Source organism: Methylophilus luteus (assembly GCF_042676265.1).
GTDB lineage: Bacteria > Pseudomonadota > Gammaproteobacteria > Burkholderiales > Methylophilaceae > Methylophilus > Methylophilus luteus.
Genome location: NZ_JBHTKB010000002.1, coordinates 420,880 through 444,739 on the forward strand (window position 1 = coordinate 420,880; position 23,860 = coordinate 444,739).

The window sequence follows — 23,860 nt, forward strand, 5'->3', positions numbered from 1 at the left end:
CCGTGTAATCAGCCAGGTGCCCGGGTAATCAACATGGCATCGCCATAACTGAAAAAGCGGTATGACTGCTCAATGGCATGCGCATACGCGCGCTTGAGCAGATCATAGCCGCCAAAGGCCGAGACTAACATCATCAGCGTGCTTTTGGGCAGATGAAAATTAGTGATCAGTCTATCCACCAGTTGAAACTCAAAACCTGGGGTGATGAAAATATCGGTTTCGCCATGGTGCGCAAACAGTTTTCCGGCACGGGCCGCGCTTTCCAGCGTACGCAATGAGGTAGTGCCCACTGCGGTCACGCGTTTGCCGGCTGAGCGTGCCTGCAGTATGGCGTCTATGGTTTGTTGCGGCAGGTGATACACCTCGCTATGCATATGGTGCTCGGCGATATTGTCTACCTTCACCGGCTGGAAAGTCCCGGCGCCCACATGCAAGGTCACGTAATGCACATGCACGCCTTTGTCTGCGAGCTTCTGCAACAGAGCATCATCAAAATGCAGCCCCGCCGTCGGCGCCGCCACCGCCCCGGCATGCCTGGCGAACACCGTCTGGTAGCGTGTGTCATCCGCAGTATCCGCCGCATGTTCAATATAAGGTGGCAATGGCAGCTGGCCATAGCGTTCGAGAAAGTCATACCAGGAGTCATTACCTAACAACCGGATATGAAACATATCGGCATGCCGCCCCAGCACCTCAGCCTGATAACCGCCTGCCAGGTGCAGCAGACCGCCCGCTTTAGGCGAGCGCGATGATTTGATCTGCGCATAGGCTTCCTGCAACTCAAACACGCGGTCTATCATCACCTCAATATTACCGCCGGTGGATTTCTGCCCAAACAGCCGCGCTTTGATCACTTTGGTGTCGTTAAGCACCAGCACGTCACCGGCAGCAAAATGGTCGCTGATCTGGCTAAAAAAACTGTCCGCTATAGTCTGCTGAATCGCGTTGACTTCCAGCAGGCGGCTTTGTGAACGATTGGGTAGCGGGTGTTGTGCAATCAGGTGCGGCGGGAGATAAAAATCGAAATCTAGAGTTCTCATAAATCAAAATTACAGTTATAATAGCGGTCTTTGATGTCCTACATTATATCCCATGCCGGGATGGCGGAACTGGTAGACGCACTGGACTCAAAATCCAGCGCCGCAAGGCGTGCCGGTTCGATTCCGGCTCCCGGCACCAAGTAATACTTTTAAAAGACTCAAAAGTATATGAATTCTAAAGGCTTAGATGAAAATCTAGGCCTTTTTTCTTATCATATGTTGCTTGATTATGCATTTTTCATGTATATCTGAGAGCGTACATATCAGACCGCAAACAGCAAAAATACTATGGTGTGTATCTATTTAATTGAGTAGTAATGTCTCGTTTAAAATCCCATGATGCAGGCCAATGTAGCATGTCCTTTTCCAGGTCAAATGGAATTACCCAAAGCTCTTGAGTCTGTGAGAAGTCGAAGGAAGGCAAGGGAGCACTAAAAGTGTCAATCAAAGGGTAAATTAAAAACAAAGGCCCATTTGAATTTAGGTATTTATGCCCATAAGCAAAAAGCTGATAAAAGTCAGGTTGGTTTAGGCCATATTTGTTTGTTTTGTCAGTAGAGAAAATCAATTTCCATTTAGTATCAAGTACTGCAATGTTCTGTCCATCTCGTTGGATTAACAAATCTGGCAATAGCCTAAACATTCCATCATTTTCATGGGCACATAAATATTTACTAGATGCCTGTCTCTTTAACGAATAAATGGCTGATAACTGCTTCCGTATTTTAATTTCAACATAGCGCTCGAAAAGTTTCTCCATTGGGAAAAGCAAACTAATACCTTGCGTATTACCTCGTATCGATAGAGGCATATGTTGGCTTAGTACTAGCTCACACCAGGGTAGTATTGGTTGATAATGGGCCATTAGGCGATCTTTTGACCATTGCTTAAAGTCGATATCAATGCATTTACTCTGTGGAATATCTGATATTAGAGTTGAGATTTCATGTGACAGTCGCCAAGTTTCTACTTGCTGAGTATGTTTACAAACTCGGTCAATTGCAGATTTGAGTAACCGGTTTTCTGGTCTATCTGTCAAAAATAGATCATGGTTAATTTGGAATATATGCCCTTTTCCTGGAGGTTGACGCATTTGTCTAGTGACATCTAGTTGCCCTCGCAGAAATCGCTGCTCATCTTCTATTCGCTTGTAATCAAATCGAACCCCACACTTAATTAACTGATCAAAAGCCAATGTAAACTCTTTCATTACCCATTCAAGCAACGAATGTCTGAAGGTTGATATATTGGTTTTATCCGAATTGCGTACGGGAAGATCAAGCGCGACTGAAAGCATTTTAATTAACAAGTCCCTTGATGCCTGAGTCTTATTGTCTCCCGTTTCTTTGGTAGTCTTGGGTAAGATTTCCAGCAACGTGCCGCAAGGGGTTTCAATCACTCCAACATGGTTATTTAATCGCAGCCAACGTCGGTTCTCTACTTGTAAAAGTGATGCACCGCTCTTGCCATATAATGCTGAGAGATTGCATAAATATTCAAACGCTGACACTGAGACAGACGCTTGATCGATCGTCGCCTCAATCGTATCTGTGGTTAGTCGCGCATATTCACGCACGACTACATACTTCAATTTGCAACTCCTAAGATACCTTTATAGCTTTCAATATTATTAAAAGCGGCTTCATTTATATGCCAACGTTTGTCTAGGTTTTGTAGCATCTCTGCTGTATTCCCAAATAAGCCTGACAAGTTATTATTTGAATTTTGTACAAATGCTTGATTACTGGATTTGTTTTGATCATTTAATATCCAAGCAATACGCTCCCAATCTTCAAAAAAGTACTCTTGAAGCAAAGGTAATATTTGTGATCTAAATATTAAAGACAGTTTCGGAAGAGTATTTTCTTTACGTAATGGCATGAAGTAGGCATGGCCCAGGCAATGTTCCCTATCGAATAGCACTTCAATACGCTCATTCATTACTTCTAAGATATCACCAACATTTACTCCTTCTACAAAAGTATTTTTTAATAGTTCTGGTTGAGGTGGCATTTCTTTAAATATAAATCGTCTACGTAACGCAATGTCTAAACCAGACAAGGAGCGGTCTGCTGTATTCATTGTTCCAATGATGAATACATTTCCAGGCACCATGAATGGCTTTTTAGAATAGGGCAGCGTGATTTTTAGTGCCTCATCCGCACCTTCACGCTTGGAGGGTTCGATTAGTGTTATCAGCTCACCAAAAATGCGTGAAATATTGCCTCTGTTGATTTCATCAATGATCAATACTTTTCTATTGTTTTCTAAATGGCCCGCATTTAAGTTTGGATCTAAGATTTTATTTGATACTAATTTACTGACCAGATATGGCAAAATGTTGTTGTAACCATTCACTAAAAATTTTTCAAGGCTTGAATCTGGTACCTTGTCAAACACTGCTTTGTTACGAATATCTTCTATACTTATTTTTCCATTTCGAACGTATTCAGCAAGCGCCTTTAGTAATGACATTCCAATTGGCAAAGTGCTGCCATTAGGCTTGGTTAATTCGATTAAATCTTCTGTGATTTTGGCGACTTTATAATTGCCAATTAATTCATTAACTTGATAAATGTCCGAGATTAATCTGTAGTTGGGTGGTGTAGCAACATTCAATAATGCAGCTAATGCTTTAAGATCAATTGAGCTATTATGCAATTGATATAAAGTCATCTGACTAAACTGATTATGCATTAATTGATTGGAAGGCAACGAGGGTTTATAAACCCTTAACCATTTGACATTTCTACATTGACCATACAAATCTTCTTGAGCTTCACGACTAATAGACCGATACTGACTGGTAATTTCGCCGATAGCACGGAATTTCGTATTTCCATCTGAAACAACTATAAGATCCCCCACCTTTAGTTTCAGTAAAAAAGTGCTTACAGCTCTAACTGCGTAATCATCTTTATTAACTTTATGGCCTGATTTAAGAAACTCTTGGTATACGTCTTCTCTATTTTTACAATTACTGAAGTCTGTAAGTCCACCCCAACCTAAGAGGGCATAACCATTCTCGATACAGTCCTCATAAATGTAAGCATCTTCACCTTGGGTGTTTCCCAGTGACATTTTCCAGATTTTTCTGCCAGTAAGCTCAATATGGGTTTCTGCTTGCTTGGTCACTTTAGCGGCAGCTGAGTCACAAATTTCCTTAAAAACACCTTCTTTTACCTCGTAGCGTAAATTACCATCTGGATCATTCTCCGCACGCAAACCCTCAACAAAATCTTCGTACGAGAAGCTTTGGTGAAAGGTAACAAATCGGATATGTCCACCTGCTTCTAATTCATCAAAACGTTTCTTTAGTGCATCTCTATTATTTTGATTAGTTGTCAGAAAGTTTTTGTCTAAAATACGTAAAGCCTCATCAATGGTAGCGTACGTTTTACCTGTGCCTGGGGGGCCAAATAAGATTTGATTTAATGGTGGCATTGTTCTTATCTCAGAATCTGTTGGTAATGAATTGCTTTTGTTAGTTAATTTAGTGTCACTACTATCGATTTTTTCATAAGCTTCAATCACGGCAATCAACGCACTCATATTTGGCACAACGGCTTTAATCATGGGATTACCTACAGCCAGTTGTGGAGCATTGGCGGCTATGTTACTGCTTCTTGATTTTTCTGCCGTATAGTAAATAACCTCTTGCAATTGGGATTCAATACTTTGAATCCAATTGCCTGGGTTAAAGTAAATAGTCGTTTTCTGATTATCTAAAGTTAATGCGAGTTGATGCCTCTGTTCAAGCTTGTGCTGATAACCAGCAATATATTTGGTAGGTGCTTTAATGGAGCCAAAGCTTTCAGACTGATCTAGATATGCTTTTGCCTCAGAGGGTGATAGCTCAGTCTTTAGCTTTGGCTCTAACGTGCTCCATAATTCATCACCATATTCAAGAACATTTCTATCGTTAATCTCTTGCATTATCTGTCTATTCATAATTGACATGCGCTTTTCAGTCGACTCAGTGATAATGCGAAGATATTCGCTTTTATAAATAGGCAAAATACTGGGGCGATTTTGATTCTGGTACAAGAAGGCAATTTTCCATTTAAAAGCGGTACCAATATCAATCTTTTCAATCTGCTCTAAATCCCCATTCTGAGCCGCTTTTGCAATAGCGACGATGTGGCTTCTTACTATCTCAAACGCCTTTTCTGCGTTGTCACCGTATTTTGTATACCAAGCGTATTGTTCGTTATAAGATTTGCCAGAGCCCTCTACCTTTTCTGATTGATCTTTACGGGAGTAAACGCCAAATTTAAAAGCAGATCCTCCCCACATGGAGCCTAAAATACTTGTTTTAGACTCCATCCAAAAGATAAAGACATCGGTATTCCCTGCCTGGCAATATTCTTGAAGGGTTAGCATTTCAAGATTTGCGATAGGCCATCGTTTTAGAAATTGATCCCATAAGGCTTGACGTTCAATGATAGAAGCCACCAGATTTATTCCTTTGTTATTTTTTTGAATAATAAAAATTCTAATTAGTATAAATTAGATTTATGTGTGGATCGTTAAGGCTCTATATTCTGATTAGGATAATGTCTTTGCCTACTATGTAGTTCCTAAAGCGACTATTAACTTATTGTGAGGGAGGAGACGATTTACAGAGGAAAATTTAGGCAGACGAGCGACATTTATTGCCGAGTCTGTGGATATTTTGTAAAGCATCGATAAATCAATGAGTTACGATACTTTTTATCTATAGGTTCCGAAATGGTTCAGTAGCATCCAGAGTTGATTGCGGGTAACCAAATATACGTCGATAAGGGCGATGTGAAACTACCCCAGCTAGGGCCAGCATTAGACTTTAATTAACTGCAGAAGCTTATCTCCAATCATTTGCCTTTGCGCTGATCTAGGTATTTATCGCCGGCGATGTGGTTTGCCTTATACATTTCGTCCAGTTGTTTATTCAATGCATCACATTTGTCTTTTAACTGTTCGGAATCTTCCAGCCCGTCATTAAGGTGTGCCATTGCAGCATCATACCTTTCGGTTTTTTGCTTTTGGGATAAGCCTGGCTCATTCATGGCTGCGTTGATTGCTTTCATCCGTTTGATGCGGATGTTGGATTTGTATGAATATTTAGCACATGCTGCTTCTTGATTGGCTTCCACTTTTTTAATTTCGGGTTTCGAGTACGGCATTGCCTTTTCGTAAGTGTTGGTTGTGGTGATTGATTGCTGGGCGCAGGATGCAACCAATAAGGCCAGCAGGGGGATGAGTGCTCTTTTCAACATTGGCTATACTTTCTATTTGCTTGTTTGCAATACAGCTTGGGTAGGTTCTGCGGTGAGTATATAAGTTTTAAACGACTTATCGATGCATAAAATGAAGCAAAGTTTCAGATGCTTATATTCGTAATAGAAGTAAGCATGCAGGCATAAAAATTTGAAACAATCCTTTTACATAATTGGTTTGATTTGGCTGTAAAAAACCATTTTTGGTAAAAATGGTTGTATTCAACCCGAATTAATTCGGGAAAAATTCACTAGCAAAGATTTTTATAATTGAGAATCAGTCTCTTAATGCAAATAAATGTAATGGCACGCGTTTTGCACATGTTTGCGTAAATGTAAAATCTTGAGTGGTGGGAAATATGAGCGACACGCTTGCATGGTGCGGAATTGATTTGAAGTGGGCTTATACAGTGGAGCTCAGACGCATAGGACGCAGGACGGCATGCGTGCAGCGCGCGAAAGATATTTTGCATGATGCGCTGGTGTTTTTTGCTGTGTCTAGCAATCCGGCGCGCGAATCTGCCCCTGAGGCTTTTCTTAACGGTATCGTGAATCACCTGATGGTGGACGAATATCGCTATCGCACCCGGTTTGTCGAAGAAGATCAGATCGACGAAACGGCGATGATCCTCGAATGCTCGCCTGAGCAGATCTATGAGACGCGGCAGATGCTTTATAACCTGCAGCGCATCGTCGATTTACTGCCTAAAAAGTGTAGACAGGTGTTCTGGCTTTACCATGTGGATGAAATGAAACAAAGCGACATTTCTACCCACCTGGGGATCAGTACCAGTATGGTCGAAAAACACCTCATTCGTGCTATGCTAGATATCCGCGCTTTCCAGCAAAAAATGGCACATTAATCTTACACATGCTTAAACCGATGACAGTCAGCGAAATGGCAGCACGATGGTATCTGCGGATGCGCGAGCATTCTCAGGGTACGCCTGAGCGTGACGCGTTTGAACGCTGGTTGGCAGATGACCCCAGGCACGCTTCGGAGTATGAAAGTATCACGCGCGCCATGCGTAGGATGAGTTCGCCTGAGTCATTATCTACCCTGGCGGATGAAGCCGAGCAGCATGCTTTTCTGGCGCAAGAAGCACGTCGCAAAAACCGGCAGCGCCGTGTCGGCCAATTGTTCCTTGTCAGCCTGCTGTGCATCATGAGTTTTGTCTTTCACCAGCAATACCTTGATTGGCAGGCTACGCCGGTGATGCAAATGGCGGCGCAAAACCCGGTGGGGCAAATAGCCTTTAAAACGCTGGATGACGGCACACGCGTCACCCTCAGCGCCAAGAGTGATATGGAAGTCACTTATTACCGGCATGAGCGCCATGTGTTGCTTAAAGAAGGCGAAGCCGTTTTTGAGGTGACTAAAGACCCGGACCGCCCATTTATTGTGGAGACCGACACCGCGCGTGTCACCGTGCTCGGCACCAGATTCGCAGTGAATAAATTAGAGCAATTAGTGCGCGTGAGTGTAGACCATGGCACTGTCAAAGTAGAGCCCAAAGTCCAAGAGACACAAAATATTCAAGCCGAGACCCGCGTGATCACCAATGGTCAGGTGGTAGAAGTTTTCCCCAATTATGCCACTGTGCTGGTGAATCGTCCGGCAGCGGATGCCTTCGCTTTCCTCAATGGCCGCCTGGTGTTTGACCGCGCGGATATCAACGAGATCGCCACCACGGTTTCACGTTACCGTCAAAAACCAGTGCATTCCCTGGGTAAAGATATCCGTAATATTTCAGCCGATATCAATATCCGCGATATAGACCAATTCCTGCGCGGCTTACCAAATATCGCCCCGGTCACAGTCAAAGACACTCCGCAGTACACATTGGTTAAAAGCCGCTAGGCCGACAATCAATTCTAATTAAAGGTGCCTGCAGGCACCTTTTTTTATGCCTGTTATTCCCGCTGCAAGCAGCATTTTTGAGGGCGCCATCAAGCCGCGCCATTTGATTAATGGCTCACAAAAGCTCGGCAGTGGCACATCAATTTCTCCTCTAAATTTTTCAAAAAGCTCGCCTGGAAAAATCACGCGCATGGCAATAAATGTAAAGTTAGGTAAACGACGTCAGGTTTTTCTCTCTCCCAGAGATGAGTCTATATAGAGGGAGATTCAGGTGATGCAGATCATAAAATTTAAACAATGTGCAATGTACACATTGTTTGCATTGTTACAGGGGATTTCGGCGCAGTTTGCCTGCGCTGAAGCATTGAATACACAAGTGCCTAAACAGCAAGAGGAGACGTTCAGTGTGCCGGTCAATATTGATATTCCACAGCAGCCATTGGCTAACTCGTTGCATGCTTTAGGCAAAGCCACCGGCATGAGTATCTCTTTTCCCAATGACCTGGTTTCTGGCAAGACTGCTCCAGAGGTGAGAGGTCGTATGACGCGCAAAGAGGCTCTAAGACGTTTATTGGATGGCAGTAGTCTTGTCCCTAAAATTGAGGGGGATAGCGTATATATTCAGAAAACACCTAAAACTGAGGATAAAAGCGTACAACTTGAAAAAGTAGAGGTACGGGCCAAACGCTTTTATGAAATCGGCCCTTTGCCCGGTTTGGGTTTAACCAAAGAGCAAATTCCCGGCAACGTACAGAGTATCTCGGCCAAGGAAATCAAAGAAGCACACTCCCTAAGCATTACCGATTTAATGAATCGTAAGCTTCAATCAGTGACGGTCAATGATTACCAGGGCAACCCATTCCAGATGGATGTGCAATACCGCGGATTTACTGCTGGCCCGCAGATCGGTACTCCGCAAGGTTTGTCAGTATTTTTTGATGGCATTCGCGTGAATGAACCATTTGGTGACGTAGTTAACTGGGACATGATCCCCATGAATGCGTTATCTAGTGTGGACGTATTCCCAGGCTCTAATCCTATTTTTGGTTTAGGGACTTTAGGCGGTGCTTTTTCAGTAAAAACCAAAGATGGTTTTAATAATGCAGGCACAGATGCAACTATTTTAACTGGCTCTTATGGACGAAAGTATTTGCAAGGTGAGGCTGGTTGGAATAATGGCACTGTTGCGTTATTTGGCGCTGGTAATTTTTTCCTTGAAGATGGCTGGCGGGATAACTCCCCGAGTAAGGTCAATCAGTTTTTCGGTAAAGCTAGTTACCGAGGTGATAAATTAGATCTCAATTTAAGCACATTGCTTGTGGGAAATGACCTGACAGGCAACGGTGTAGTGCCTACAAACTTTTACGAGCAAAACCGTAGCAGCGTATTTACCAGTCCTGATGAAACTAAAAATCGGCTGTCGCAATTCCAGTTATCTGGTAGCTATTTTGTAAATGATATATTTACCATCACTGGTCAGGTTTACCGGAGAAATAGCAAAAGAACTCAAAAAAACGCTGATGTTTATACAGATTACAGAGGTCAGGCACTTAGCCAAAATCTGAATGGACAAGATTTCACATGTTTGTTTGATAGTACAGGTCAAGCTGCGCAGCTTGGTTTGTCTGACTTTATAGTTATCGACGTACCAGATCCTAACGACTTGTCTAGCAGTGCGTTTTTAAATAACTTCTTTAATACCGGGAATGCAGACTTTGGTTTGCTAGATCAAGCCTCGCAAACATTATCAAACACTCCAGAGGCCTCTGCATTTTTGGAACTTGCTCGCGCTAATCTTGCTTATTGGGGTAATGCGGCTCCGCTAGTCCGAGCTAATGTGCCTGCGCCTGGGGTTACTCTACCGTTTGCAACATTCACTGCTGGTCCAATATTTCAAAACGAATTTGCCGTGGATTCTACCCCCAGCACTTTTGGTGCAGGATTTGGTTATAGCATTTTAGGGGCAATGGCGCATTCAAATTACTTTACCCCGGATGGCGTGTGGCATTTAGTCGCATTTAAAGAGGCTAGAAATGGAACAGAATGCTTGAACACACAAGTGAATACGGCACTTGGCAAGTATTACAATCCACTCGTTGCTCAAAATGGTCTTGTTACGATTGATGGATTATCTAACGGTGGTCGCGGTGTAGTGGATGGTGTTCCCACAGCAGTGATTAACAACAATAATATCAACCAAAAAGTAGATGGAGCTTCATTCCAATTTAACTGGAATCTGGAAAAACATAAGTTTATGGTGGGTGTTTCCATCGATAATGCTTATGCTGAATATAACAATTCACAACAGCTTGGTTTTTTTGATAGTAAAAGGAATGGAACAATAGACCCGGACCGTGCCCTTGATGTGTTTAAAGCTGCGGATTTTGCTATTCCTAATAACAACTTCGATGGCAACTCAATTACCAAAAGTATTTACTTAAGTGAGACTTGGACTCCTGTCGAGTCTTTCCATATGACAGGCGCGCTACGTTATAACCAAACGCAAGTAAATACAACCCTGGCAGCACGAGACTTTGGTCAATCAGAAATCACCCTAAATCGGTATTTAAACGACCCAGCTCTTTTTGCATTTTGTATGCAAAATGGTACTTGTCCCGGCACTGGTTATACAAGCGCATTTCCAAGTTTTCAGACCCTCCCAGCTGAGCATGAAAAATTCAGTTATTACTCGCTCAATCCCTCACTTGGTGCGACATGGCAAGCCAAAGAAAATCTGAATATATATGCCAATTGGGCCCAAGGTACACGAACGCCAAGTGTCGTTGAGTTGGGTTGTGCATTGGATAAAACGCCAATGCGTTACGGTACTGACCCAAGTGGCAATCCCATTTTTATGCCCAGAAGTGTTGTCTTGGGTCGCTCTTGCCAATTGCCTAGTGGTTTATCTGGTGACCCTTATTTACCCCAAGTGCGGGCAGAAACATTCGACGTTGGGGCACGTGGTCGTTTAGGTGAGTCCCTAGAGTGGAATATGGGGTATTACCGTACCGAATTGAAGAATGATATTTATATGGTCACCTACTTTGGTAACCAGAACTTTTTTGACAGCATTGGTAAAACACGACGTCAAGGTCTTGAAATGGGGTTGAAAGGCGAATTAGGCAAGGCCAGATTTGGCCTTAACTATGCCCTCACTGACGCCAAATTCCGCAGTACCTTTGTAACCGGTGGCGATGCCAATAGTAGTGCGACTACACCGATTGTGATAGCCGGTACAGATGATACAACGTCTGGCGAGATTACCGTAAAGCCGGGTGATCGCATTCCTGGGGTGTCATTACATAACCTTAATGCTAATTTCAGTTATGACATCACGCCTGACTGGACCGTGAATTTAGGTGCGGTTCTGCATTCGTGGTCTTATTTACGTGGGAATGAAAACAATGAGCATCGTCCTGGAGTGGCTCGCCCCGTCATCATTCCTACTTATGATGCAAATGGGACAGCAACGGGTTATCAGACCGTTTATCGTCAGCCATCATCGAACCCAGGAAAAATACCTGGCTATACCGTATTCAATTTTCAAACAAGCTATAAGTTGAACAAAGAATGGACGGCGACAATGCTGGTTAATAACTTGTTTGATAAAGAGTATTTCAGTGCAGGACGCTTGGGTGTGAACCCATTTTCTCCCAGCATTAACGGTGCTGTCGGTCCTGATGGATACAACCATAACTCAGGAGATTGGTTGAGCACAAACTTTGTTGCGCCGGGAGCGCCGCGCGGGATCTGGTTTAGCCTCAACTGGCATTTTGTTCCTGATTAAGGACTAAAGGGAAAGAATCCTAATGAAAGTTGGGATGAGTTTGATTATGGTGAACATGCTTTCAAATGATTAATTTATTGAAAGGGTAGGGCAAATGGAGCGCTTAGTGAAGGTCGCCGTAAGCACTCTTTGTTTAGAGAGTGTAGTGCCAGCATTGGAAGTAAAAATTGTGCCTTTCACGGGGAGCGTTTTTTTTGTCTTGCTCTTCGGAAGCTGGTCAACCCTTCAGGAAATCCGTTACCGGTCAGCCAATTTTACTAAGTTCCACAGGAGGCATTTGTGACATGCCTTTTTACAGCATTCAACTACAACCGGCTTAGAACTATCAGGAACTAACGATTGTGGTGAATTGGTGAATGCGGGCAGCCACAAATGCCTGCTAATTGTACCTTCTTTAAAAGGACTAAAACATGAAAAACATGACATTGAGGTTAGCAGTATTAGGAAGTGTTGCATATTCTGCATATGCATTAGCAGCACCAGGATTTACAGCGTTGCCAACAACTACGCCTCTACCTCATCCCACAGTTGCTGGAGCAACAACGGCTTATGTTACATGTAACAATACTGGTAATTTTGGTTCAGGTGTAAGTATCAAAAGTCCTACCACTTCGCCTTCTAACGAGTGCTTTTTAACGCCTAATCCAGCAGCAGACCTTGCCTCTCCTGTTACTGGATATACATTAGTGACATCAGCAAATAGGCCAGTCACTTTGAATAATATTTATTCTGGAAACACCCCAATTGTTATCGGCAATGTGCTAGATGTAGTGTGGCGTAAACCAGCTGCCACCGCACCTGTAACACCAACGCCAATGTGCATTTATGGTACCAAATTTACTGCAACAGCTACTGACTACAATACAACGGCTGTAGGTAACCAGTATTTTGAGGCAAACGGCATAGCACGAGGTGGTTTCATTGATACTGTGGCAGCAACTCCGAGGAATGTGGAAGTGGCGTATGCTCGAATGACAGCCGTCTCTGAAGTATTGTTCCGCGCTGGTCGTGCTTATAAGTCTGTCCAACATCGTCCTGGTGACCAAGATGTCCCACAAACCGGTTTGGGCGGCAACCCTTCTATTAATGGTTTAAATGCTTGGCCGGGTAGTGCGGGTGCTGCGCAACAAACCGCAGATTTAGACAATAACTGGGTTGAGTTTACGACTGACGTCAATGCACGAGATGACGATGGATCCACTACAGCTAGCTCTGCAATGTTCTATATTCGTACATCATGCACAACCGCTGCTCCAGCAACTGAAAGTAACGCAATTCGCTTACGTCAGACTTTCCAAGAGCAAAGTACAGATGGTGCAAATCCTGCGGCAGACCAGAACTTTATCCAAGTTAACATCAGTGGTTTTGTTCCTCCAAATGGATTAACTGCCAACTCTCCAACTCCATTGCAACCATATTAATTAGGCAGTGAGTAAATAAACGAGTAAGGCAAGGCAGAAGATTATTGCCTTGCCGCTTACTGATAAGTTCTTGAGATTAAGGAGTTTAAAATGGCTACAAAAATTTTCAATGCAACGGAAACGGAATATACAGGTACCACAAGTGCTGATTTAATTATTGGTAATAATTTAGGTAATTTTATCGATGGCAGCGATGGGAATGATGTGATTGTGGGTGGCAGCGGAGATGATGTTTTGCTCGGTGGTGAAGGTAATGATGTTATTTCAGGAGGTGCTGGTAATGATGTAATTGATGCTGGCAATGGGAATAATGTTGTTGATGGAGGCGCTGGTAATGACTATATCGCTGCCGGAGATGGCAATGATGTGCTTTCAGGTGGGGATGGCGCAGATTCGATATTTGGCGGTGAAGGTAATGATATCTTAACGGGTGGTGCTGGGGCTGATTATGTAGAAGGCCAAGGAGCAACTGCTGGAGACGAAACTATTGATGGAAACGTGTATCTGGCTACCAGTGATGATTTTTTGATTGGTGGTAAAGGGAATGATACTTTTTTAATTAGTTCTGAAGAAAATGCAACTAATCTTTTTATCAGTGGTGGCGTTTCTGGACTTGATAACAATGGTGATGCAGCTCGTTATATTAATGTAAGTGAATTAGAGGGCGAAGAAGAAGAGGGTGGCGAAGAGGAGGAGGAGTTAGTCGTCTTTGATACAGTAACTAATGAATATGTTGAAATCGAAGATCAGGAAATGTCTGAAGAGATTGAGACTGATGTTCGTCTAAATATTGTAACTCGTCCTGGTTCCTCAGCAATTAGCACATTCGCTACAACGATTGCTGGTTATAACGCGGTAGATACTCTCGCATTCACCCAGTCTGGTGAGTTTGAAAATATCGCATTCACTGGTATAGAACGTATTGAGTTAGCTAGCGGTGTAAATATCACTCTGTCAGCTGAGCAATTAGAAAATAATGGTGAGTCTTTAGGTTTAGGTTTCCTGAATCCAGGTACTCACATTTATGGTGTAGCAGGCGGCCCTTCTGAGTCAGTGACTATTGAGCTCGAGTTTGAAGAAGCTGAGTTTGAGCCTGCAAGCACTATCGTAGGTGCGGTTGAGGTGGAGTATAACAAAGCTTCTATCGAGTTTGACGATTACTCTGTTGCTAACTTGTTCCACAACGTTGATATCATCTATGACGCCAGCGAAGGCGAAGCAGGTAGCTTTACCCGTGTTGACGGTGCTAATGAGTCAGCCGGTGCCAGCGAGACCTTGATCGGTGGTGAAGGTGTTGATTACGCGACCCTGCGTCTGGGTGATGACACTGCTTATGGTAACGGCGGCAATGACCTGTTGATCGGCCATGGTGGTGCTGACTACCTGGACGGTGGCGAAGGCAATGACATTTTTGTGATCGGCGGTTTTGGTAGTGGTGTGCAAGGCACGACTTCTAAAGCGGATGACGGTAACAAAGAGTGGATCGCTACTGGCGCTAAACACGATGTGATCGTGGGTGGTGATGGCGTAGACACATTGCGTATCACTACCGGCATTGGTGCCAACACCAAGGCTAACGGTACTGTTGTGCTCAACAACGACAACTTCAAGTCTATGGAAGTCGTACAAGTGGGCGGTACGGTTGGTCGCTTGAATGTAGAAAATACAGACTTGCAACTGCTGAATGACCACTACTACTTTAAAGCCAATGGCACAGTGGCTGACCTCTCCAACACCCTGGGTAACAACGGCGGCACTATCAACAATGTAGTGGTGGATGCTTCAGGCGTGACTACCAATGGTTTGCGTTTTGAAGGTAATGCCAACCAGCAGACCTTTATCGGCACCAGCAAGGCTGACGTGTTTGTTGGCAATGGTGGTAACGATACGCTGACTGGCGGTGGCGGTGCCGACAAGTTCGTCTTCGGCAAAGTATATGAGCAAGTGGTGACAGGTTCTGCAACTACTGTGCAGACTTACACCAACACTGCGTTCAACCTGACTGGTGTAGATACCATCACTGACTTCACCCGTGGTACTGACAAGCTGGAATTGCATCTTGACCAGTACAGCAACCTGGCTGGTTTTAACGCCAGCATGTTGCGTGTGAATGCCACTGGTACTGCACAGGACGCCAATGATTACCTGGTTTACAACACCACGACCAAAACTCTCAGCTATGACGCTGACGGTAATGGTAGCGGTGCCAAGGTAGACATTGCCATTCTGACTGGCGTGAACACACTGTCCACTTCGGACTTTATCATCGTTTAATTGCGATAGCTGTGGACGGCCTAGCGTCCGCAGTTTTTAGTTAAAAAATAAGTGAGCGAGCGGGATAAAGTGCAAGGCGCACGGAACGCAGGAACCAAGACAGTACAAGAAGTACGGCTTGGTTACGAGTACCGCGCAACGCAGCAATTTGCCCACGTAGCCACTTATGATTATCCCTGGTGAATATGTTGTCGCAATCTGAAGTTATCAAACAAGTCATGTCCGAACTTTGGCCCACCTGGCGCAAAGTATGGCTGTTTGGCGTCGTCACCAACCTGCTTATTTTAGTGCCCTCCTGGTATATGCTGGAGGTGTATGACCGTGTCATCAACAGCCGTAATGTGTCTACATTATTGATGCTGACCTTGATGGCCGCTTTTGCCTACCTGGTGATGGAAGCGCTGGAGTGGCAACGCCGCCGCCTGTTACAGGCCGCCTCTCACCATTTTGAGCAATCACTGCAACAGCGTTTGTTCGAGCGTGTGTTCAGTGCCAAATTATCCATGCCGGACTTTCCGGCACAACAAGTATTCTCTGATTTTTCTACCCTGAAGAGCACTTTGCATTCTTCTGCCTTGCTGGGCCTGATGGATGCGCCTTTCTGCCTGATCTTTCTGGTCGCGGTTTTTCTGATCCACCCGGCGTTGGGTGTGCTCACCTTGTTAGGGCTATTGGTGCAACTGGTGCTCACCCTGCAGAACCAGGCGCGCGTGGCGCCCATGATGAAACAGGCCAATCAGCACGCCATGGAATCGCAGCGTTACTTTGCCAGCATCAGCCGCCATGCCGATGCCATGCAGGCCATGCAGATGATAGTGCCGGTGGAGCAGCGCTGGTTGCAAAGCCAGCATGGTTTTTTATGGCAACAGGCGCAGGCTTCTGAGCTGGCAGGCAAGAACGCGGCGGCTTCGCGCTGGTTGCAGACCATGCAGACCAGCCTGATCCTGGGTCTGGCTTGCTACCTGTTTATCGCCGGCGAGTTATTCAATGGCGGCGCCATGATGATAGTGGCTTCTATTTTGGCGGCACGAGTGCTGGCACCGCTGGTGCAATGTGTGGGCAACTGGAAAACCTATGAGCAAGCGTGGACTGCCTGGCAGCGCATAGAAAGCCTGTTTGCCGGTGCTACGCAAAAAAGCGCCGGCCTAGTGCTGCCGCCACCTAGCGGTGAAGTCACGGTAGACCAGCTGGCTTATGCGCAGCCGCAAGCGGGCAAGGCCCAGGCCGAAGTGTTTATCCGCCAGGTACAGTTCAGCCTGCCTGCCGGGCATGTGCTGGTGGTGGCCGGCGCTTCGGCCTCGGGCAAGACCACATTGGCAAAATTGCTGGTCGGGCTGGTCGCGCCTACTAGTGGCCGCGTACGTTACGACGGCGTAGACGTGCATGGCTGGGATAAGAACAGGCTGGGGCCATATGTGGGTTACCTGGCGCAGGAAGTAGACCTGTTTGATGGCCGCGTGGTTGATAATATCTGCCGCTTTAACCGCCCTGACCCCCAGGCGTTGTCTGAGGTGATAGAGTTGCTGGGTTTAGCCGACTGGATCAACCAGCTGCCACAAGGGCTGGATACCCTGGTCGGGCAATCCGGCGTGCCGCTGTCTGGTGGTGAACGGCAGTTGCTGGGCCTGGCGCGGGCACTGTATGGCAAACCGCGCATCGTGGTGCTCGATGAACCGAACGCCAATCTGGATACCGCTGCCGAGCGCATTTTTCAGCAGGCGATCGCGCGCCTGAAGCAGCAGGGCACCACCTTTATCATTATCAGCCACCTGCAGCATATCCTCAATATCGCCGACTTTATGCTGGTGATGTGCCAGGGGCAGATGATACGTTACGGCAAGCCGCATGATGTGCTGGCGAGCTTTCAGCCCGAGGCGGCTAAATCCGGGCCAGCCAAGTCCGGGCCAGTCAAGTCCGGGCCAGTCAAGTCCGGGCCAGTCAAGCCTGAACCCGCCACCGCCCAAGCAGTGAAAGTCGCGCAGCCATGAAACCAGCCAGGCAACATTCACTGTGGGTGTTGATCAAGCCGTTCCGCGCGCAATTCATGCAGATGGCCTGGCTCAGCCTGCTGACCAATGTGCTGATGCTGGTGCCTACCCTGTATATGCTGCAATTGTATGACCGCGTCATGCAAAGCCGTAACACCCTGACCCTGGTGGCGGTCACCGCGCTGGCTGCCGGCCTGTTGTTGCTGATGGCAGGGGCAGACTGGTTGCGCAACCTGTATGCGATCAAAACCGGTGTGCAGTTCGACCTCACCTACGGCAAGCAGGTCTTCTCTGCCATTTTTGATGCACGCACCACGCTCAACCAGTCGCCGGTGCAGTCTCTGCAACAACTGACCACAGTCAGGCAGTTTATGAGCGGGCAAGGGCTGTTTGCCATGCTGGATATGCCGTGGAGTGTGGTGTATATCGCAGTGCTGTTTGTGCTGCACCCGGTGCTGGGTGCCACCGCTGTGGTGTTTTGCCTGGTCCAGTGCCTGGTGGCGTGGTGGAACCAGCGCGTCATCGCCGGCCCGGCGCAGCAAGCGCAACAAAGCAAGCAGCACACTGAGAACTTTATCCAGCAAAAGATACGCCATCTGCAGACCAGCCATGTGCTGGGCATGTCTAACACTTTGCGCCAGCGCTGGCAGGCCTTGCTGGCCGAGCAGTCGCAGGCCGAACATGGCTGGCTGGCCGCCAGTGACCTTAGCCAGTTTGTTAATAAATGGGTGCGTTACACCATGCAATCGCTGATGCTGGCGATCGCCGCCTGGCTGACCATCAAAGGCCAGATCAGCGTCGGTTCCATGATCGCTTCTAACGTACTCATCGCCCGCGCCCTGCAACCGTTCGATGTGATCGTGCATAGCTGGCGGCAATGGTTGCAGGCCAATGCCGCAGCCAGCGACCTGCAGGCTATGCTGGCCAGCCGGCAGCAGCACCTGCAGACCTTGCCTGCCATACAGCCACTGCAGCGCCCTTACCAGCTGCAACTGCACGGGGTGACGGTAGAGCTGCAGGCACGGCGCATACTGAATAGCCTTAACCTCAGCATCTCGCCCGGCCGTTTACTGTGCATCATGGGGCCTTCCGGTTCCGGCAAAACCACGCTGGCGCGCTTGCTGGTAGGGGTGGTCACCCCGCAGGCCGGCAGCTACCAGATCAACCAGTCCGCCATACTGGCCAGCAATGCGCGCACGCTGCTAACCGGCATAGGCTATCTGCCGCAGCAGGTCTCATTGCTGGAAGGCAGCATCGCCGAGAATGTGGCCAGGTTTGGCGCGCTCGAAAGCCAGCATATCATCCAGGCTTGCCAGCGCGTAGGCCTGCACGAAGCGATATTGCGTTTGCCACATGGCTACGATACCCGGCTGGATGAGCAGGGCCTGCCCCTGTCCGGCGGCCAGCGCCAGCTGCTGGGGCTGGCGCGCGCCATTTATAAAGAGCCGCCTTTGCTGGTGCTGGATGAACCTAACGCCAGCCTGGATGAGTTTGGCGAAGCACGGCTGATGGAATTGCTGCAAGCCTTGAAAGGCTTGCAAACTACCATAGTGGTGGTGACGCATCGCTCCGGTGTGCTGAAAGTCACCGATGACCTGCTGATCCTCAAACGCGGCGAAGTGGTGCATCACGGCCCGCGTGATGCCGCCATCGCCTACCTGAATCAATTGCAGTCTGCTGCGCCACAGCCAGCTTCTTCTGGCATGACTGCGCCATCCACATGAGTGTATCCCTATGCAGTTAAATCCTATGCAGTTGAACCCTACACATGCAGATGCGGCGCTGAGCAATAGCAGCCATGCCGGCCCTGGCAATGTACATGCGATAGAAAGCTATGCGCAAAGCAGCGGCCACACCAGAAAAGGCGCTGCCATCCTGCTGGCCGGGGTGATCGGTTTCGTACTCTGGGCCGCCTATGCGCCGCTAGACGAAGGCGTGCCTACCGAAGGCCAGATCAGCATAGAGAGCAACCACAAAGTGGTACAGCACCTGTCTGGTGGCATAGTCAGTGCCTTGCTGGTGCACGAAGGGCAAGAGGTGCAGGCCGGCGATGTGTTATTCAGGCTGGATGATATGGCGAGCAAGGCGCGCTACGAAGAAGTACGCCAGCGCTATGCCGGGCTGCGCGCGCAGGAAGACCGCTTGCGCGCCGAGCAGGCGCAGCGCAGTGCAATCGCGTTTCACCCTGATTTGCTCGCGCAACAGCAAGACCCGCTGATACAACAGCAAATGCGCAACCAGTCACAATTACTGCTGGCCAGGACTTCTGCGCTGGCCGCCGACATCGCCGGCAAACGCGAATCCATCGCCGGCTACCAGGCCATGGTGCAGGGCTACCAGGGCATGCTTGCCAGCCACGAGTCTCAACTGCGGCTGCTTGAAGACCAGTTGCAGGGCGTGCGTGGCCTGACCGCCGAAGGCTATGCGCCGCGCAACCAGCAGAACGACCTTGAGCAGCGCGTGGCGGCATTGCATGGCGAGCGCGCCAATACGCAGGCCAATATCATACGCGCCCAGCGCGCCATCATGGAGCTGCAGCAGCAGATCAACCAGCGCCAGCAGCTGGAACGCAAAGAGATAGACGCCGAAATGGCGCAGGTCAAACTGCAGGTAGAAGCCGATGCACAAAAGGTGCTGGCGCTGCGTGACGAGCTGGGCCGTACCGAGATCCGCTCGCCGGCATCCGGCCAGGTGGTCGGTTTGCAGGTGCACACCACCGGCGCGGTGATACAGCCAGGGCAGAAACTGATGGATATCGTGCCTTCCGGTGAGGCGCTGATCGTTGATGCGCAGATCCCGCCGCACCTGATAGACAAGATACACACCGGCCAGGCCGCCGACGTGCGCTTCTCCACCTTTGCCAATAGCCCGCAATTGCTGGCAGAAGGCAAGTTGAAATCGGTTTCTAAAGACCTGCTCAGCAAACCGGCGGCCACCGTAGAAGGTAGCCAGAGCTACTACCTGGCGCGGATAGTGCTGACCGAAAAAGGCACTAAAGCATTGCAAGGCCGCCAGTTGCAACCTGGCATGCCGGTGCAGGTGGTGATCAAAACCGGTGAACGCACGCTATGGGATTACTGGCTGCATCCGCTGAGTAAACGTTTAGCCGCTTCAATGAAGGAAGAGTAATGCCCTGGGGTCACCGATCAAACGTGTTATCCGGCCTGGGCCTGCTGATGTGCGTGCTGGCAGCGCAGGCGCAAGACGACCTCAACGGCCTGTATCAGCTGGCCGTCACGCACAATGCCGATTTTCGTGCTGCACTCGCCAATACCGAAGCCGAGCGTGAAGAGCTGACCAAGGCCAAAGCGCTGTTTTACCCCAAGGTGCAACTGGGGCTGATGCGCGGGCGCGGCAATACCGACCGCACCACGCAGACCAGCATAGGCGCGCTCAACTCTGATATCAATTACGAGCTGGAGAACTACAGCCTGACTGTCAGGCAGCCTTTGTACAACAAGGAGACCTTCGCCATTTACGGCGGTGCCAAGTCTTATGTCACCGCGCAGGAGTCACTGCTGGAACAGGAAAATGCCAAGCTTATCCTCAAACTGGTGTCGGTCTACCTAGAGACCCTGTACGCGCAAGACCGGGTGACTTTGCAGACCAACAAGCTGGAGGCGGTGAACCAGCAATTGCGCCAGGCCGAGCAACGCTATCAGCGTGGCAGTGGCACGGTGGTAGAGGTGAATGAAGCGCAATCTAACCTGGATATCGCCAAAGTCGAGAAGATACAGGCGGCCAACGACCTGCTTTCCAGCCAGCAAAGCATGCAGATACTGACAGGCGCACCGCATGCACTGTCAGCCGAGCTGGTGGTCGCTGGCTTGAATACCCTGTCGGGCAGCGAATACAGTGTGGAACGCTGGCTGGAGCTTGCGCGCCAGCATCACCCGGAACTGATGGCCGCCAGCCTGGATATCGATGTCGCCAGAAAAGATGTGGAGAAAAAACAGGCCGGCCATTACCCGACGCTGGACCTGGTCGGCGTGCGTTCATACAGCCAGAACGACAGTAACAATACGCTGGGTTCGCGTTTTGATACTTCTACCATTGCCCTGCAAATGAATGTGCCTTTATTTGCCGGTGGCTACGTCAGTGCCAATGTGCGCCAGAGTGCCAGCCGCCTCACCGCCAGTGAAGAGACCATGACCGCCAAATCGCGCGAGATCGAATTCAATGTGCGCAAATATTACCAGAGCCTGATCGCGCAGCAGCAATCCATCAGCGCTTACCAGCAAGCGGTGCAGTCGGCAAAAGTGGCGCTGGACGGCACGCAAAAAGGCTTTCAGGCCGGCTTTAAAACCAACCATGAAGTGCTGGATGCGCAGCAGAAATTATTCAACAACCAGTTGTCGCTCACCAAGGCGTACTACAGCCTGATCAGCGACTGGGTGAATCTGCAGTTCAGCAGCGGGCAGCTGACGCTGGACGCATTAGGCCGCGTCAGCCAGTTATTTATCGCAAAAAAATAAAGTGTGAGTGTAGGAGTTATGTTTATGAAAAAAACTAATCTATTGAAAACAATCAGACAAACTGGGTTCACCCTGCTGGAATTGCTGGTGGTGATGGTGATCATCGGTCTGCTGGCGGGCTATGTAGGCCCCAAATACTTTGCCCAGATCGGCAAGTCGGAAACCAAGACTGCCAAGGCGCAGATTGAGGCGCTGTCACGCGCGCTGGACACTTACCGGCTGGATGTCGGCCATTATCCTAGCAGTGAGCAAGGCCTGGCCGCGCTCAATCGCAACCCTGACAACGAGGCCAAATGGCAAGGCCCCTACCTGGCCAAAGGCGTGCCGGCCGACCCATGGGGCAGGCAATATCAATACCGTTACCCGGGCGAGCATGGCGATTACGATGTGTGGAGCCTGGGCAGTGACGGCGTCAGCGGCGGGCAGGATGCAGACAGTGATGTCGGTAACTGGTGATGGCAGTCTGTAGTTGGCATGCTTGAGCATGCCGGTAAAGAAAGTAGGCAGGCATGAAATTCGAGCTTAAAGTCATGCAAGGCACGCAGGTCAGCTGGCTGTCGCTGGAAGCGGCTGACCAGCAATCTGCGCGCCAGCAGGCACAGGCACAAGGCTATGGCATCTTGCAGGTGCGCCAGGCCGATGGCGCTGGCTGGCTGCCGAAATGGCCATTCAAACAGCAGAGTTTTAACCTGAGCCTGTTCAGCCAGGAGCTGCTGGCATTGCTCGAATCCGGGCTTAGCCTGATCGAAGCGATAGAAGGTCTGGCCGAGAAAGAGCAGCACGAGCAGTCACGGCATGTGCTGACCCGGCTCAGTGCTGCCCTCTACGAAGGCCTGCCACTGTCACAGGCGCTGGCGCTGCAACCGCAGGTGTTCAGTGCCCTGTATGTGGCATTGATACGCGCCAGTGAGCGCACCGGCGATATGGCGCAGGCCTTGCGCCGGCATGTCGCCTACCAGGCGCAAGTCGACGCCATACGCAAGAAGATCATTTCTGCTTCTATCTACCCGGTGTTGCTGATCGTGGTCGGCGGCATGGTGGTGCTGTTCCTGCTCGGTTATGTGGTGCCACGCTTCAGCACTATTTACGAGAGTGGCGGCGATAACCTGCCCTGGGCCAGCCGCATGTTGTTGCGCTGGGGGCAGTTGCTGCAGGGGCATGGTGAGTGGGTGCTGCTGGGCACCGTGGGCATCAGCGTGCTGCTGTGGCTGATCTTCAGCCGCCCGGCCAGCAAGATCTGGGTCATGCAGCGGGTATGGAGTATCCCCAGCCTGGGCGAGGCCTTGCGCATATACCAACTGGCACGCTTTTACCGCACGCTGGGCATGTTATTACAGGGAGGAATTCCCTTGCTCACCGCGCTGGGCATGGTGCAATCTTTGCTGCCGCAGGAGTTGCAGCAGGTACTGCAGCGTGTGATCAGTGAGGTGCGCGAAGGCAAACAACTTTCTTCTTCTATGGAAGCGCACGGCCTGACCACCTCTATCGCCAACCGCATGCTGCGCGTGGGCGAGCGCACCGGGCAGATGGATGAGATGCTGGGCCGCATAGGTGTTTTTTATGATGAAGATACGGCGCGCCGGGTCGAGTGGCTGAGCAAGCTGCTGGAGCCGGCGCTGATGGTGTTGATAGGGCTGATCGTCGGCCTGGTGGTGGTGTTGATGTATATGCCTATTTTTGAGCTGGCAGGAGCGATCGAATGATTGCTCCTCACAACCAAAAGTACCATCGAATGATTGCTACTCACAACCAAGAG

At 48.7% G+C, this 23,860-nt stretch carries 16 protein-coding genes and 1 tRNA gene; 12 read left to right on the top strand and 5 right to left on the bottom strand.

Annotated features, from left to right (window positions below; translation table 11 throughout):
* Positions 1 to 8 precede the first annotated feature (8 nt).
* Positions 9 to 1,040: a tRNA preQ1(34) S-adenosylmethionine ribosyltransferase-isomerase QueA gene (gene queA / locus ACFQ1Z_RS11555; protein ID WP_379057768.1), complete on the bottom strand. Its 1,032-nt coding sequence runs from the start codon at positions 1,038 to 1,040 to the stop codon at positions 9 to 11.
* Between the two features lie 54 nt (positions 1,041 to 1,094).
* Here queA and ACFQ1Z_RS11560 point away from each other — a divergent pair.
* Positions 1,095 to 1,179, top strand: a tRNA-Leu gene (locus tag ACFQ1Z_RS11560).
* Positions 1,180 to 1,326: 147 nt separating this feature from the next.
* On the opposite strand, the gene ACFQ1Z_RS11565 is transcribed toward ACFQ1Z_RS11560, so the two are convergent.
* From ACFQ1Z_RS11565 to ACFQ1Z_RS11575, 3 genes are all read right to left on the bottom strand, one after another.
* Positions 1,327 to 2,631: an McrC family protein gene (locus tag ACFQ1Z_RS11565; RefSeq protein WP_379057770.1), complete on the bottom strand. Its 1,305-nt coding sequence runs from the start codon at positions 2,629 to 2,631 to the stop codon at positions 1,327 to 1,329.
* The gene (locus tag ACFQ1Z_RS11570) at positions 2,628 to 5,495 is read right to left on the bottom strand and encodes an AAA family ATPase (RefSeq protein ID WP_379057772.1); all 2,868 of its coding nucleotides are present in this window, start codon (positions 5,493 to 5,495) and stop codon (positions 2,628 to 2,630) included. The genes ACFQ1Z_RS11565 and ACFQ1Z_RS11570 overlap by 4 nt, the downstream gene beginning before the upstream one ends.
* A 398-nt stretch (positions 5,496 to 5,893) precedes the next feature.
* Positions 5,894 to 6,298 (bottom strand): hypothetical protein, encoded by a 405-nt coding sequence (locus ACFQ1Z_RS11575; RefSeq protein ID WP_379057774.1) that lies wholly within the window; start codon positions 6,296 to 6,298, stop codon positions 5,894 to 5,896.
* Positions 6,299 to 6,744: 446 nt separating this feature from the next.
* On the opposite strand from ACFQ1Z_RS11575, the gene ACFQ1Z_RS11580 reads away from it, so the two are divergent.
* A complete protein-coding gene (locus tag ACFQ1Z_RS11580; protein WP_379057776.1) occupies positions 6,745 to 7,161 on the top strand; it encodes a sigma-70 family RNA polymerase sigma factor in 417 nt (138 codons plus the stop codon).
* A gap of 35 nt (positions 7,162 to 7,196) precedes the next feature.
* Positions 7,197 to 8,159 carry a FecR family protein gene (locus tag ACFQ1Z_RS11585; RefSeq protein ID WP_379057777.1) on the top strand — a complete coding sequence of 321 codons (963 nt, stop codon included), beginning with the start codon at positions 7,197 to 7,199 and terminating at the stop codon, positions 8,157 to 8,159.
* An 18-nt stretch (positions 8,160 to 8,177) separates the two neighbouring features.
* On the opposite strand, the gene ACFQ1Z_RS11590 is transcribed toward ACFQ1Z_RS11585, so the two are convergent.
* On the bottom strand, positions 8,178 to 8,351 hold the full coding sequence (locus ACFQ1Z_RS11590) for a hypothetical protein (protein ID WP_379057778.1): 174 nt from the start codon (positions 8,349 to 8,351) through the stop codon (positions 8,178 to 8,180).
* 82 nt (positions 8,352 to 8,433) lie between these two features.
* Between ACFQ1Z_RS11590 and ACFQ1Z_RS11595 the strand changes: the two genes are divergently transcribed.
* From ACFQ1Z_RS11595 to ACFQ1Z_RS11635, 9 genes are all read left to right on the top strand, one after another.
* On the top strand, positions 8,434 to 11,946 hold the full coding sequence (locus ACFQ1Z_RS11595) for a TonB-dependent receptor domain-containing protein (protein ID WP_379058010.1): 3,513 nt from the start codon (positions 8,434 to 8,436) through the stop codon (positions 11,944 to 11,946).
* A gap of 410 nt (positions 11,947 to 12,356) precedes the next feature.
* Positions 12,357 to 13,367: a hypothetical protein gene (locus tag ACFQ1Z_RS11600; protein WP_379057779.1), complete on the top strand. Its 1,011-nt coding sequence runs from the start codon at positions 12,357 to 12,359 to the stop codon at positions 13,365 to 13,367.
* A gap of 90 nt (positions 13,368 to 13,457) precedes the next feature.
* The gene (locus tag ACFQ1Z_RS11605; RefSeq protein WP_379057780.1) at positions 13,458 to 15,641 is read left to right on the top strand and encodes a calcium-binding protein; all 2,184 of its coding nucleotides are present in this window, start codon (positions 13,458 to 13,460) and stop codon (positions 15,639 to 15,641) included.
* Between the two features lie 218 nt (positions 15,642 to 15,859).
* Positions 15,860 to 17,629 (top strand): type I secretion system permease/ATPase, encoded by a 1,770-nt coding sequence (locus ACFQ1Z_RS11610; protein ID WP_379057782.1) that lies wholly within the window; start codon positions 15,860 to 15,862, stop codon positions 17,627 to 17,629.
* Positions 17,626 to 19,353 carry a type I secretion system permease/ATPase gene (locus ACFQ1Z_RS11615; protein WP_379057783.1) on the top strand — a complete coding sequence of 576 codons (1,728 nt, stop codon included), beginning with the start codon at positions 17,626 to 17,628 and terminating at the stop codon, positions 19,351 to 19,353. The genes ACFQ1Z_RS11610 and ACFQ1Z_RS11615 overlap by 4 nt, the downstream gene beginning before the upstream one ends.
* Positions 19,354 to 19,363: 10 nt before the next feature.
* Entirely contained in the window at positions 19,364 to 20,758 is a 1,395-nt protein-coding gene (locus tag ACFQ1Z_RS11620) for an HlyD family type I secretion periplasmic adaptor subunit (protein WP_379057784.1), read from the top strand.
* Positions 20,758 to 22,104 (top strand): TolC family outer membrane protein, encoded by a 1,347-nt coding sequence (locus ACFQ1Z_RS11625; protein WP_379057786.1) that lies wholly within the window; start codon positions 20,758 to 20,760, stop codon positions 22,102 to 22,104. The genes ACFQ1Z_RS11620 and ACFQ1Z_RS11625 overlap by 1 nt, the downstream gene beginning before the upstream one ends.
* A gap of 24 nt (positions 22,105 to 22,128) precedes the next feature.
* The gene (gene gspG / locus ACFQ1Z_RS11630; RefSeq protein ID WP_379057788.1) at positions 22,129 to 22,560 is read left to right on the top strand and encodes a type II secretion system major pseudopilin GspG; all 432 of its coding nucleotides are present in this window, start codon (positions 22,129 to 22,131) and stop codon (positions 22,558 to 22,560) included.
* Positions 22,561 to 22,613: 53 nt separating this feature from the next.
* Positions 22,614 to 23,807 (top strand): type II secretion system F family protein, encoded by a 1,194-nt coding sequence (locus ACFQ1Z_RS11635; protein ID WP_379057790.1) that lies wholly within the window; start codon positions 22,614 to 22,616, stop codon positions 23,805 to 23,807.
* Positions 23,808 to 23,860: the final 53 nt, after the last annotated feature.

Excerpts from the sequence above, each read along its gene's own strand:
- queA (WP_379057768.1), bottom strand. The coding sequence starts at position 1,040 with ATGAGAACTCTAGATTTCGATTTTTATCTCCCGCCGCACCTGATTGCA.
- ACFQ1Z_RS11575 (WP_379057774.1), bottom strand. The coding sequence starts at position 6,298 with ATGTTGAAAAGAGCACTCATCCCCCTGCTGGCCTTATTGGTTGCATCC.
- ACFQ1Z_RS11585 (WP_379057777.1), top strand. The coding sequence starts at position 7,197 with ATGGCAGCACGATGGTATCTGCGGATGCGCGAGCATTCTCAGGGTACG.
- ACFQ1Z_RS11590 (WP_379057778.1), bottom strand. The coding sequence starts at position 8,351 with ATGCGCGTGATTTTTCCAGGCGAGCTTTTTGAAAAATTTAGAGGAGAA.
- ACFQ1Z_RS11595 (WP_379058010.1), top strand. The coding sequence starts at position 8,434 with ATGCAGATCATAAAATTTAAACAATGTGCAATGTACACATTGTTTGCA.
- ACFQ1Z_RS11600 (WP_379057779.1), top strand. The coding sequence starts at position 12,357 with ATGAAAAACATGACATTGAGGTTAGCAGTATTAGGAAGTGTTGCATAT.
- ACFQ1Z_RS11605 (WP_379057780.1), top strand. The coding sequence starts at position 13,458 with ATGGCTACAAAAATTTTCAATGCAACGGAAACGGAATATACAGGTACC.
- ACFQ1Z_RS11610 (WP_379057782.1), top strand. The coding sequence starts at position 15,860 with ATGTCCGAACTTTGGCCCACCTGGCGCAAAGTATGGCTGTTTGGCGTC.
- ACFQ1Z_RS11615 (WP_379057783.1), top strand. The coding sequence starts at position 17,626 with ATGAAACCAGCCAGGCAACATTCACTGTGGGTGTTGATCAAGCCGTTC.
- ACFQ1Z_RS11620 (WP_379057784.1), top strand. The coding sequence starts at position 19,364 with ATGCAGTTAAATCCTATGCAGTTGAACCCTACACATGCAGATGCGGCG.
- ACFQ1Z_RS11625 (WP_379057786.1), top strand. The coding sequence starts at position 20,758 with ATGCCCTGGGGTCACCGATCAAACGTGTTATCCGGCCTGGGCCTGCTG.
- gspG (WP_379057788.1), top strand. The coding sequence starts at position 22,129 with ATGAAAAAAACTAATCTATTGAAAACAATCAGACAAACTGGGTTCACC.
- ACFQ1Z_RS11635 (WP_379057790.1), top strand. The coding sequence starts at position 22,614 with ATGAAATTCGAGCTTAAAGTCATGCAAGGCACGCAGGTCAGCTGGCTG.